The organism is Streptomyces sp. NBC_00212 (assembly GCF_045206365.1).
Classification (GTDB): domain Bacteria; phylum Actinomycetota; class Actinomycetes; order Streptomycetales; family Streptomycetaceae; genus Streptomyces.
This window is the reverse complement of the sequence record NZ_CP108115.1, coordinates 8,001,308-8,013,495: the sequence shown is the minus strand read 5'-3', so window position 1 is coordinate 8,013,495 and position 12,188 is coordinate 8,001,308. Positions and strand designations below refer to the sequence as shown.

The 12,188-nt window shown below is 71.8% G+C and carries 11 protein-coding genes and 1 pseudogene; 9 read left to right on the top strand and 3 right to left on the bottom strand.

Features of this window, described 5'->3' with window-relative positions:
• Window positions 1-69 precede the first annotated feature (69 nt).
• From OHA17_RS36595 to OHA17_RS36585, 3 genes are all read right to left on the bottom strand, one after another.
• Complete coding sequence (locus tag OHA17_RS36595; RefSeq protein WP_406510080.1) at window positions 70-918, bottom strand: universal stress protein; 849 nt, start codon at window positions 916-918, stop codon at window positions 70-72.
• Between the two features lie 25 nt (window positions 919-943).
• The gene (locus OHA17_RS36590; RefSeq protein WP_406510079.1) at window positions 944-3,286 is read right to left on the bottom strand and encodes a phosphoketolase; all 2,343 of its coding nucleotides are present in this window, start codon (window positions 3,284-3,286) and stop codon (window positions 944-946) included.
• 78 nt (window positions 3,287-3,364) lie between these two features.
• The gene (locus OHA17_RS36585) at window positions 3,365-4,234 is read right to left on the bottom strand and encodes a universal stress protein (protein ID WP_406510078.1); all 870 of its coding nucleotides are present in this window, start codon (window positions 4,232-4,234) and stop codon (window positions 3,365-3,367) included.
• A 180-nt stretch (window positions 4,235-4,414) separates the two neighbouring features.
• Here OHA17_RS36585 and OHA17_RS36580 point away from each other — a divergent pair, with 180 nt between their 5' ends.
• From OHA17_RS36580 to OHA17_RS36540, 9 genes and pseudogenes are all read left to right on the top strand, one after another.
• The gene (locus OHA17_RS36580) at window positions 4,415-4,912 is read left to right on the top strand and encodes a hydrogenase maturation protease (protein ID WP_406510077.1); all 498 of its coding nucleotides are present in this window, start codon (window positions 4,415-4,417) and stop codon (window positions 4,910-4,912) included.
• A 10-nt stretch (window positions 4,913-4,922) separates the two neighbouring features.
• Window positions 4,923-6,554: pseudogene (gene hypF / locus OHA17_RS36575) on the top strand (carbamoyltransferase HypF); the annotation flags it as partial.
• A 107-nt stretch (window positions 6,555-6,661) separates the two neighbouring features.
• Entirely contained in the window at window positions 6,662-6,892 is a 231-nt protein-coding gene (locus OHA17_RS36570; RefSeq protein ID WP_406510076.1) for a hypothetical protein, read from the top strand.
• Window positions 6,893-6,897: 5 nt separating this feature from the next.
• Window positions 6,898-7,164: a HypC/HybG/HupF family hydrogenase formation chaperone gene (locus OHA17_RS36565; protein WP_053725299.1), complete on the top strand. Its 267-nt coding sequence runs from the start codon at window positions 6,898-6,900 to the stop codon at window positions 7,162-7,164.
• Between the two features lie 109 nt (window positions 7,165-7,273).
• Window positions 7,274-9,967, top strand: coding sequence for a GNAT family N-acetyltransferase (locus OHA17_RS36560; RefSeq protein ID WP_406510075.1), 2,694 nt, complete (start codon window positions 7,274-7,276; stop codon window positions 9,965-9,967).
• Between the two features lie 13 nt (window positions 9,968-9,980).
• Window positions 9,981-10,712 carry a CBS domain-containing protein gene (locus tag OHA17_RS36555; protein WP_406510074.1) on the top strand — a complete coding sequence of 244 codons (732 nt, stop codon included), beginning with the start codon at window positions 9,981-9,983 and terminating at the stop codon, window positions 10,710-10,712.
• An 11-nt stretch (window positions 10,713-10,723) separates the two neighbouring features.
• Window positions 10,724-10,984, top strand: coding sequence for an SHOCT domain-containing protein (locus OHA17_RS36550; protein WP_406510073.1), 261 nt, complete (start codon window positions 10,724-10,726; stop codon window positions 10,982-10,984).
• Between the two features lie 6 nt (window positions 10,985-10,990).
• Window positions 10,991-11,518, top strand: coding sequence for a flavodoxin domain-containing protein (locus tag OHA17_RS36545; RefSeq protein ID WP_406510072.1), 528 nt, complete (start codon window positions 10,991-10,993; stop codon window positions 11,516-11,518).
• Window positions 11,499-12,101, top strand: a complete 603-nt coding sequence (locus OHA17_RS36540) for a hypothetical protein (RefSeq protein WP_406510071.1) — start codon at window positions 11,499-11,501, stop codon at window positions 12,099-12,101. The genes OHA17_RS36545 and OHA17_RS36540 overlap by 20 nt, the downstream gene beginning before the upstream one ends.
• Window positions 12,102-12,188: the final 87 nt, after the last annotated feature.

The following is a 12,188-nucleotide window of genomic DNA, read 5'->3' as shown; positions in this document are numbered from 1 at the left end:
CAGCATGCTCCCTCGGGCAGAACGGAACAATGGCCGTAACAACCCACGTGGGGGTGATTCAGGCGACGGCTATCCGTGTGCCACCACCGCCACCGGACACAGACTGTGGTGGATCACCGAGTGGGCAACCGGCCCCAGGCGCGCTCCACTTGGGATGCGCCGGCCGACGATCAGCAGGCTCGCCTTGGTGGACGCCATGAGCAGATGGTGCGCGGCGCGGCCGTGCATCGTCCGCTCTGTCACGTCCGTGTCGGGGAACTTGTGCCGCCAAGGAGTCAGCGCGGCGGCCAGGGCGTGCGCCTTCTCCTCTTCGGGGTCGACCGCCGATCCGGACGGAGCCAGCGGCACCACCCAGGTGTGCAGGACGTGCAGGGGTGCCCGGCGTGCCGTCGCGGCGTCGAAGGCGTACTCGATGAGCTCGTCGCACGGGTGGTCCAGGTCGATGCCGAGGACGACCGGGCGATACGGGCCAGCTGATGAGTCCCAGTGTTCGTCCTCGGCCCGCTCCCCTGCCCGGACGAGGACGACCGGGCGGGTGGCCCCAGCCGCGACCGCCAGGGCCACCGATCCGACGAGGAACCCGGCGAATCCGGTGAAGCCACGCGATCCCAGGGCGAGGGTCTCGGAGGATTCGGCCGCGGTCAGGAGGGCGGCGGCGGGCGGCCCGGGTACCTGGCGGCGGACGATCTCCAGCGTGGGGTGGGCGAAGGCCAGTACCCGCGCCGCCCGGTCCAGAGCGTGTCCCACCCGGTCGGCCGGGGCGTCGAGTTCGGGGAGTCCGGTGCCAACCGCTGGTTCGTCGCCTGCGTGGAGGAGTTGGAGGGCCAGTCCGCGGCGGAGGGCTTCGCGGGCGGCCCAGTCGGCCGCGTCCAGGCTTTCGACGGAGCCGTCGACGCCTGCGGTAATGATGCGCTGCATGACGCACCTCCTTGGTGCGAGGGGGTTATCCGGTCCAGGTCCAGTCGGCGACCTCGGGCAGGTCGGTGCCGTGTTCGCGGATCCAGGCGTGGTGGCGGGTGCGGGTGTCGGCCATGGTCTGGCGTACGGCGGCCGCGCGGGTGGCGAGGCCGGGGACGCGGTCGATGACGTCCATGACCAGGCGGTACCGGTCGAGGTCGTTGCGCACGACCATGTCGAAGGGCGTGGTCGTGGTGCCGGATTCCTTGTAGCCGCGTACGTGCAGGTGCGCGTGGCCGGCCCGGCGGTAGGCGAGGCGGTGGATCAGCCAGGGGTAGCCGTGGTAAGCGAAGATCACCGGCTTGTCGCGGGTGAACAGCGCGTCGTACTCCAAGTCGCCCATCCCGTGCGGGTGTTCCTCGTGCGGCAGCAGTTTCGCCAGGTCGACGACGTTGATCACCCGCACCGCCAGGTCGGGCAGATGGCGCCGGAGCAGCGCCGCCGCGGCAACCACTTCCAGGGTCGGCACGTCGCCCGCGCAGGCGAGGACCACATCGGGCTCCTGGGTGCCGTCCTCCGTGCCGGCCCATTCCCAGATCCCGGCGCCGCGCGCGCAGTGGGCACGGGCCTGGTCCAGGGAGAGCCAGTCGAAGCAGGGCTGTTTTCCGGCGACGATCACGTTGACGTAGTCGCGGGAGCGCAGGACGTGGTCGGCCACCGAGAGCAGCGTGTTGGCGTCCGGCGGCAGGTACACGCGTACGACGTCCGGGCTCTTGTTGAGCACGTGGTCGACGAATCCGGGGTCCTGGTGCGAGAAGCCGTTGTGGTCCTGGCGCCAGACGTGCGAGGTCAACAGGTAGTTCAGGGACGGTATGGGGGCGCGCCACGGCAGGTGCCGCGAGGTCTTCAGCCACTTGATGTGCTGGTTGACCATGGAGTCGACGATGTGGACGAACGCCTCGTAGCAGGAGAACAGGCCGTGGCGGCCCGTGAGGTTGTAGCCCTCCAGCCAGCCCTGGCAGACGTGCTCGGACAGGATCTCCATCACCCTGCCGTCCGAGCTGAGGTTCTCGTCGGTGTCCAGGGTCTCGGCCTGCCACGCCTTGCCGGTGACCTCGAACAGCGCGCCCAGGCGGTTGGATTCGGTCTCGTCGGGGCCGACCACCCGGAAGTTCCGGTGCTCGGCGGTGTCCGCCATGACCTGGGCGAGCAGGCTGCCCAGGACCCGGGTCGGCTCGTGCTGTGTCGCGCCGGGCTTGTCGACGGGCACGGCGAAGTGCTCCAGCGGCGGAACGGGCAGAGCGCGTGTGAGCAGGCCGCCGTTGGCGTGCGGGTTCGCGCCGAGGCGCAGATCGCCGTCCGGTACGCACGTGAGGACTTGCTCGGTGGGACGGCCCTCGCCGTCGAACAGCTCCTCCGGCCGGTACGAACGCAGCCACGCCTCCAACTGCCGCAGATGGTCCGGGTTCTCGCGCACGTTCGCCAGCGGCACCTGGTGCGAGCGCCACGTCCCCTCTACCGGAACGCCGTCGACCTCCGCCGGCCCGGTCCAGCCCTTGGGCGTGCGCAGCACGATCATCGGCCAACGCGGGCGGCCGCTCCTCTGCCTGCACTCGGCGATCCGCTCCAGGGCGTGGTCCATCGTGCGCGCCATGCTCAGGTGCACCTTGTCCGGGTCGGAGCCGGTCACGTGCAAGGGCTCGTAGCCGTATCCCGTGAGCAGGGAGTCGAGTTCGTCCTGCGGGATGCGGGACAGGACCGTCGGGTTGGCGATCTTGTATCCGTTGAGGTGGAGGATCGGCAGGACCGCGCCGTCGTGGACGGGGTCGAGGAACTTGTTGGAGTGCCAGGAAGCGGCGAGCGGTCCGGTCTCGGCCTCACCGTCGCCGATCACGCAGGCGACCAGCAGGCCGGGGTTGTCGAAGGCGGCGCCGTAGGCGTGGGCGAGTGAGTAGCCGAGTTCGCCGCCCTCGTGGATGGAGCCCGGCGTCTCGGGAGCCACATGGCTGGGCACGCCACCGGGGAAGGAGAACTGGCGGAAGAGCCGTGCCATGCCCGCCGCGTCCCGGCTCACATCCGGGTACGTCTGCGCATAGGAGCCGTCCAGCCAGGAGTTGGCCAGCACGGCCGGGCCTCCGTGGCCGGGCCCCCAGATGCAGACGGCGTCCAGTCCACGGTCCTTGATCACCCTGTTGAGGTGGGTGTGAACCAGGTTGAGACCGGGCGAGGTTCCCCAGTGACCGAGCAGGCGCGGCTTGATGTGCTCGGGCCTGAGCGGCTCCGTCAGGAGTGGGTTGCTCATCAGGTAGATCTGCCCGGCGGCGAGGTAGTTGGCCGCCCGCCAGTGGGCGTCCAGCGCGGCCAGGTTCACCGGTCGGTCTTTCGTCATGATCTGTCCTCTGCCTCGACGGTGGGTCGGATCGGTATGTCCGGGTGCCGCGCTCCGGCGGTGCGCGCACGGGGCCGCTTACGTGTGCGGCACCACGGCCACCGGGCAGGCCGCTTGGTGGAGTACGGCGTGGTTGACCGGGCCGAGCTGCATTCCAAGGTGGCTCTTGCGACGGTGGGCCCCGACCACGAGCAGGTCGGACGCGAGCGCCGCGTCCAGGAGTGCCTTGCGCGCGTGGCCTTCGACCACCTGCGGCCGCACTTCCACCACGCCCTCCACCCGGGCGGCCGGCCGCAGGGCTGCGGCCAGCGCGCCCTCCGCCAGCGCACGGTGCCGCTCGACGTCGGAGCGGTGGTCCGGATGGTCGGCGGCCTCCCGGGCCGGGCAGCGCCAGGCGTGCACGGCATCCAGTACGGCGCCATGCGACTCCGCTTCCCGCAGTGCGAACTCCACTGCGCGACGGGCCTGTTCGGGCTCGTCGATGCCGACTGCGATCCGGCCGAAGGCACGGCGCAGGTGCCGCTCGTCGCCGCGAACGACGATCACCGGAGACTGTGCGCGGGCGGCGACCGCGAGGCTGACCGAGCCCAGCGGCAGTCCGGCGATGCCGCCCGCTCCCAGCCCGCCCACCACGACCGCGAAGGCCTCGCGACTCATCCTGGTCAGTACGGCGGCGGGGTCCTCGATGACCAGTTCCCCATACGCCTTCACCGCCGCGGCACGGCGACCGGCCCGCTCCACGGCCGACCCGACGACGTTCTCCCCGTACACCCGAAGGGCACTCCGGTCGGTGGTGAACGTCGGGCCGTAGCCCTCGTACCATCCCCAGGCCTGTGAGTGGACAACACACAGGGGCAGGCCGTGCAGGGCCGCCTCGTCCGTCGCCCAGTCAAGGGCTCGCAGGCTCGGATCCGAGCCGTCCACACCGACGATCACCGGCTTGTCCACAGTGCCACCCCTTCCAGTCCTTCCGGGTTCGCCCACGTCCGGGGCGCGTGTCATAGGGGACGTTTCCACTGCCAGGGGCTGACGGGGAGGGGCGAACCGGCCCCAGAGGGGGACGTTCGGCCCCTGCCGGTCCGCGCGCGGGCTCCGCAAGGTGGGAGCAGATCGACGGAAGGGGAAGCGATGACCATCCGTACGCGCATCGCCGTCATCGGAGTCGGCAACGACTTCCGACGTGACGACGGAGTGGGCTGGGCGGTGATCGAACTGCTGCGGCAGCGGGCCGCGAGCCGCCCCTTTCCCGCGGGCACCGTCCTGGCCACGTGCGACGGCGACCCCGTGCGGCTCATAGGGCTCTGGGAAGGCGCCGACCTCGCGGTCGTCGTGGACGCCGCGCACGCCCATCCGGCCCGCCCCGGCCTGGTGCACCGGCTCGAACTCGACGCCGGACGGCTGCGGCGCCCCACGACGAGTTCCCACGGCCTCGGCCTCGGTGAGGCCGTCGAACTCGCCCGCGTGCTGGGCCGGTTGCCCGGGCGGCTGATCGTGTACGCGGTGGAGGGCGCCGACAGTTCCCTCGGCGCCGGGCTCTCGGAACCGGTCGGGGCCGTGGTCGAACCGCTGGCCGAGGACGTCGAAGCCGAAGTCACCCGGCACCGCGACGCCGCAGCCCGAAGTTGAGGTGAGAGCCATGCCGGAACGGTCAGCACTCCGGTTCACCGTCCTCGGCACCATCCAGGGCGTCGGTTTCCGACCCTACGTGCACCGGCTCGCCACCGGGCTCGGCCTGGACGGATGGGTGGCCAACACCGGTGGACACGTCGAGGGAGCCGTGGCCGGGCGCTCGGACGCGGTGGCGCGGTTCGGCCGACGGCTCGGCGCCGATGCGCCCGTGCTCGCCCGCGTGCGGCAGGTGCTGCTCTCCGCGGCCTCCGCGCACCCGCCCGCCCCGGGCTCCGGATTCGCCGTCCGCCCCAGTTCCCCCGGCCTGAACGGCACGGCGGCGCGCGAGATCCCGCCCGACGCCGCGACCTGCGCCGGCTGCCTCCAAGAACTGTTCAACCCAGGTGACCGCCGCTACCGCTATCCGTTCATCCACTGCACCAACTGCGGGCCGCGCGCCACGGTGATCGAAGACCTCCCCTACGACCGGGCCCGAACCACGATGCGCGACTTCCGGCTCTGTTCCGCCTGCGCCGATGAATACCGTGACCCTGCCGACCGGCGCTTTCACGCGGAGCCGCTCGCCTGTCACTCCTGCGGGCCGCAGCTCTCCTGGAACGGGCAGGTGGCAGAGGCGGCGCTGGGAGCGGCGGTCGCGGCGATCCGCAGGGGCGGCATCGTCGCCGTCAAGGGCCTCGGCGGCTACCAACTCGTGTGCGACGCGACCGAGCATGCCTGCGTGGCCGAGCTGCGCCGCCGTAAACGCCGCCCGTCCAAGCCGTTCGCCGTGATGGCCCAAGACATCGGGGCAGCACGGCAGTTGGCCTCGGCGTGGAAGACGGAGCGGCGGCTCCTCGACTCTCCCGTCCGTCCCGTGGTGCTGCTCCATGCCCGCGTTCCCTCCCCCGTCTCCCGCGCCGTCCACCCCGGCACGCCCCGGGTCGGGCTGTTGCTCCCCACCACGGGCCTGCACCACCTCCTGCTCCACGACCTGGCGCGTCCCCTCGTCGTCACCAGCGGCAACATCGCCGACGAGCCGATCGCGACGGACGACGCGGAGGCCCGGCTCCAACTGGATGGCATCGCGGACGGTTTCCTGGTCCACGACCGGCCGATCCGCGCACGGTACGACGACTCGGTGGTGCAGGCTGTGGGCCGGACCGTGATCACCGTGCGCCGGGCACGCGGCCTCGCTCCCGCCCCGATGCCGCTGCCCCGGCCCGCCACGGTTCCGCTCGTCGCGGTCGGCGCGCAGCTCAAGCACACCTTCGCGCTCGCGGCCGGCCCCCGGGTCCATCTCAGCCCCCACACCGGCGACTTGGCGGACGCACGCACCCTGGACGCCTTCGCCCAGGCGTACCTCGACCTCAAGCGCCTCACCGGCCTGGAGCCGCAGGCCGTCGCACACGATCTGCACCCCGGCTACCTCTCCACCCAGTGGGCCCGGTCCCAGCCCCTCCCCTGCGTCCCGGTCCAGCACCATCACGCCCACCTCGCCGCCTGCGCCGCCGAACACGGACTGCGCGCGCCCTTCACGGGAGTCGCCTACGACGGCCTCGGCCTCGGCGACGACGGCACTTTGTGGGGCGGCGAGATCCTCGTCGGCGACCTGACGGACTACCGGCGGGCAGGCCGCTTCGCCACGGCGCCGCTGCCGGGCGGGGAAGCAGCCGTCCGCCATCCGTCGAGGATGGCCCTGGGCTACCTGCACGGCGCCGTGCCACGGGCGAGCCGACGAGCCTTCTCGCCGCCGCCTTCCACCTCACCGTGGCGATCGCGACCGCCGAACTCGTCGGCCGCGCCGTCGCGGACGGTGCCCCGCGCACCGTATGCCTGGCGGGCGGCTGCTTCGTCAACCGCCGGCTGCTCACCGAGATCAGACGGCGACTGCGCGCGCAAGGCCTGCGGGTCCTGGTCCCCAGCGCCGTACCGGTGGGCGACGGCGGCATCAGCTACGGGCAGGCCGCGATCGCCGCCGCCCGGCTCGCGAAGGAGTGAGGGCCGTGTGTCTAGGCATACCCGGCAGGGTGACGGAGATCCACGAAGACGCCGGGCTGCGCATGGCGACCGTCGATTTCGGCGGCGTGCGGCGCGAGGTCTGCCTCGCCTGCACTCCCACCGCGTCCGTCGGTACGTACGTCATCGTGCACGTCGGTTTCGCGATCACCGAGGTGGACGAGGCCGAGGCCCGCCGGACTCTGGAGGTCCTGCGCGCCATGGCTGGGGCGGTGGAGGGCGAGCTCGGCGAGCCGCTGCCCGGGACCGGCTGACTCCCCAGAGGGGGCCGGTCGGCCCCTGTCCTTGCCCCCGGCGGCCTCTGGGGCGGGGCAGGCACCCGGCGGATGCTGCGTATGTCAACTGGCGGAAGAGGGAGCCGAGATGACCGACAACGAGCCCACCGGACGGCCGGTGCACGCGCTGCTGACCGACGGCACGACGGTACGGATACGGCCGGCACGGCCCGGCGACCACGCCCAGGTGCTGCGGATGTTCGAGGAGATGTCGCCCGAGAATCTGCGCCTGCGGTTCTTCTCGATCGCCCGCAGCTCCGCACGGCAGGCCGCCGACCGCTGCTGTCGACCGGCCGAACCCGGCCACCGGGCCCTCATCGCCGAGGCGGCCGGGCAGGTGATCGGGCTCGCCGAGTACGAGGTCATCGAGGCGCCGGGCACCGCCGACATCGGGATCGCCGTCGCGGACGGGCACCACCACCTCGGAATCGGCACTCTGCTCCTCGAACACCTGGTGTCCGCCGCGCGGGAGGCCTCGGTCACCGCGTTCACGGCCGATGCCCTCGCCGAGAACCACGAGATGCTGAAGGTGTTCGCCGACCTCGGCCTGCGCGCGGCCCGCCACTTCGAAGGGCCCGAGGTGCGCTGCACCGTGCTGCTCGACCAGGACGAGACCTACCTCTCGGCTGTCGAGGAGCGCGGCCGGACCGCCGATGTGGCGAGCCTGCGGCCGCTGCTGCGCCCGGAGTCGGTCGCCGTGATCGGCGTGGGCCGCAAGCCCGGCTCGGTCGGACGCGCGATCCTGCACAACCTCCGCACCGGCGGCTTCACCCATCGGCTCTTCGCAGTCAATCCGAGCGTCACCTCGGTCCTGGGAGTACCCGCATACCCCTCGATCGGCTCACTGCCCCGCATTCCTGATCTCGTGGTCCTCGCGGTGCCCGCCGCCGCGCTGCCCGCCACCGCCGAAGAGTGCGGCAAGCTGGGGGTGCGCGCGCTGGTCGTCGTCTCCGCCGGGCTCGACGCCACACAGGCGGACGCGCTGCTCACCGCCTGCCGGACGTACGGCATGCGGCTCGTCGGGCCCAACTGTCTGGGGATCTCCAACACCGACAAGGACCTCTCCCTCGACGCGACGTTCGCCGCAAGGCATCCGCGACCGGGCACAGCCGGTGTCGCGGTACAGTCCGGCGGCGTCGGAATCGCCCTGCTCGACGGCTTGTCCCGCCTGGGCATCGGCATCTCCAGCTTCGCCTCGCTCGGCGACAAGTACGACGTCAGCGGCAACGACATGCTCCAGTGGTGGGAGTCGGACGGCCGGACCGACCTGGCCCTGCTCCACCTGGAGTCCTTCGGCAATCCACGCGCCTTCTCCCGAACCGCTCGCCGGGTGACCCGGCGGATGCCGGTGCTCACCGTGGACGCGGGCCGCACGGAAACAGGCCGACGTGCTGCCGCCTCGCACACCGCGGCGGCCGCGACCCGGACCATGACCCGCCAGGCCCTGTTCACCCAGGCCGGCATCACCGCCACCCGCACGATCGCCGAACTCCTCGAAGCCGCGGCCCTGTTGCACGCCCAGCCTCTTCCGGCCGGGAACCGTGTCGCCGTCGTGACCAACGCGGGAGGCGCGGGCGTACTGGCGGCGGACGCCTGTGCCGAAGCCGGACTCGTCCTTCCCCCACTCGGCGCCGACATGACGGGCGACCTGCTGGCGGCTCTCCCCGAGGGAGCGACCGCGGGGAACCCCGTCGACACCACCGCAGCCGTCTCCGAGGACCAGCTCAGCCAGTGCGTGGACCGCCTCGTCAGGCACCCCGGCATCGACGCCGTCCTGGTCGTACTCGTTCCCACCGCGGTCGCCGCGGCGACCGGCGACGACCTCGCCCGGGCCCTTTGCCGTGCCCCCGGGCGCCGCACCCGAACGGTCGCCGCGGTACGCCTCGGCCAGGACCTGCCCGTCAAACTGCTGCCCACCGAGGACGACGGCGCGGTCCCCGCCTACGCCGACCCGCAGTCCGCGGCCCGCGCGCTGGCCCACGCCGTTGACCGCGGCCGCTGGCTGGCCAGGCCGCCCGGCACTGTCCGGGAACTCGACGGAATCGAAACCGACACCGCACGGGCCCTCGTCGACACGTTCCTGGCCGACCACCCCGACGGTGGCTGGCTCGCGCCGCGCGAGTGCGCGGCCCTGCTCTCCTGCTACGACATCCCTCAACTCCCCTGGGCCTGGGCCGAGACGGAGGACGACGCGGTCTTCGCCGCTGAGCGGCTCAAGGGGCCGGACGGCCTGACCGTCCTCAAGGCCCACTGGCCGGGCCTGCTGCACAAGACCGAGCAGTACGCGGTCCATCTCGATCTGCGCGGCGATGCACAAGTACGCGCCGCCTACCGGGACTTCGAGACCCGGTTCGCCGGCCTGCTGACCGGCGTCGTCGTCCAGCCGCTCGCCGAGCGCGGCATCGAGCTCTTCGCCGGGGTCGTCCAGGACGAAGTCTTCGGCCCGCTGGTCCTGTTCGGTCTCGGCGGCACGGCCACCGAGGTGCTGGCAGACCAGGCCGCGTGCCTCGCCCCGCTCACCGATCTCGACGTGCACGACCTGATCACGGCCCCGCGCTGCGCCCCGCTGCTGTTCGGGCAGGGCGGCAACGGACCGGTCGACCTCGAAGGCCTCGAACAGGTGCTGCTGCGTCTTTCGCGGATGGCCTGCGATCTTCCCCAGCTGGCCGAGGCCGACTTCAACCCCGTACTGGCCCGGCCCGGCGGTGTCACCGCACTCGACGTCCGCGTACGGCTGCTGCCGCGCAAGGCCGACAACCCCTATCTGCGGCGGCTGCGCTGAGGAGGAGACAGAGATGAAGCACAGCAAGGTCGGCTCCGTGATGACCACCGAGGTGGTCACCGCCCGCTTCGCCACCCCCTTCAAGGAGGTGGCCCAGCTCCTCGCCCAGCACCGCATCAGCGGCCTGCCGGTGGTCGACGCCGACGACAACGTGATCGGGGTGATCTCCGAGACGGATCTCCTGGTCCGCGAGGCCGAAGCACCCCGGCCGAGCGCGCGCAGGCACCGTTTCTGGCCGCCCCGGATGAGCCCCGCGGCCGGCAGGACTCAGGCCAGGGCCCAGGCCCGTACGGCAGGGCAGCTGATGTCGCAGCCGCCCGTCTGCGTCCACGCCGAGAACACCATCGCCGAGGCCGCCCGCTCCATGGCCCGGCACAAGGTGGAGCGACTGCCCGTACTCGACGAGGAGGACCGCCTGGTCGGCATCGTCACCCGCCGCGACCTGCTCCAGATCTTCCTCCGCACGGACGACGAGATCCGCCGCGAGGTGATCGCCGAGGTACTGGTCAACACCCTGTGGCTGTCACCGCGGACCATCACGGTCTCCGTGGCGGACGGCGTCGTGACCCTCGACGGGAAGCTGGAGCGCCGCAGCGAAGTACCGATCGCGGTGAACATGACGCGCCAGGTCGACGGGGTCGTAGCAGTGCTCGACAAACTCACCTACCACCTGGACGACTCCCGCATTCACCCCACCGAACAGGCCCTGCACGGCGTCACCGAGGAATGGCTGCGCAAGCTGTGAAGGGATGAGCCATGCGTCACTACTGGAACGACATGGGCATGGACGGCTGGGGCTACACGGCCGCGGGTCTGACCCTGCTGGTCCTCATGGTGCTGGTGGCCGCGGTCGCGATCGCCCTGTTCCGCAGGGGCAGCGACATGCATCGCAACCGGACCCCGGCTGCGGAGCAACTGCTCGCCGAACGCTTCGCCCGCGGCGAGATCGACGACGAGGAGTACCGCAGGCGGCTCGCGGTCCTTCAAGACACCAAGCCTTCGGGAAAGGACAGGTGAGCTGCGATGGCGGAGCTCGCGCTCGTCGTGTACGGCGCGAAGTACGGCTCCACTCAAGAGATCGCCCAGTCGATCGGCGACGTCCTCCGCAAGGAGGGACTCGTGGTCGACGTTCGGCGGGCGGCCGATGTGCGGGACATCAGCCCTTACAGTGCGGTGGTCATCGGCGGTGGGCTCTACGCGAACCGCTGGCACCGGGACGCGCGGCGCTTCGCGCGCCGCCACCGCAGCGCGCTGAAGGACCGTTCGCTCTGGCTGTTCAGCAGTGGGCCGCTGGACCCGTCGGCCGCAGAGCGGGACATTCCTCCCGTACCCGGAGTGCGCCGCGTCGCGGACCGTCTGGGTGCCAGGGGGCACACGACCTTCGGCGGCCGCCTGGACGACACCGCGAACGGCCGGATCGCCCGGATGATCGTCAAGTCCGGCAAGGGCGGAGACTTCCGCGACTTCGAGCAGATCGCCGCGTGGGCGTCGGGGATCGCCGGCGAACTCGCGGGCGAGGAGGTGCGGCGCCGTGAAGAACGTACAGAGTAGGACGAAAGTGCGGCGGTGGCGGTGGCGCCGCAATCCGCTGCGCCGCAGGTCGGACACGATCGAGGCATGGACCGGACTCGTGCTGGGCAGCGCGCTGTTCATCGGCGCACCGCTGGCCGGTTCGCTGGCCGGGCTGACCATCTATGACCAGGCGCAGGCGACAGCCGCCCAGCAGCGCGCTTCGCGCCACCTCGTCCGGGCCACCGTACTGGAGGACGTCCCCACCGCTCCGGCGTCGACCGACGGAGTCGCAGCCCGCCAGGTCTCCCCCGTGGCCGTGCGCTGGACGACCGCGGACGGCCGGACCGTGACGGGCAAGGTGAAGTTGCCGGAGGGCACCAGGAGCGGCAGCCCCGCCGAGATCTGGGTGGACGCCCACGACAGGACCACCACCGCCCCGCGGAGCAGCAGTGACAGCTGGGCACAGGCCATGGGGGTCGGGGGCGTCGCAACGACCGCTGCCGGACTGGCGGTCGGGGGCCTCTGGCTGACCTTCCGGTCAACGGCCAACCGTCACCGCATGGCCGAGTGGGAGCAAGACTGGGCCGTGACCGGTCCCCAATGGGATCTGCGCAACCACTGAGTCGGTCCGCCCGGCCCACGACAGGGCCGGTCGGCCCCTGCCCCGACGCCCGCTTCTCCTCGAAGCTGGACGCGGCGAACGCCGCTG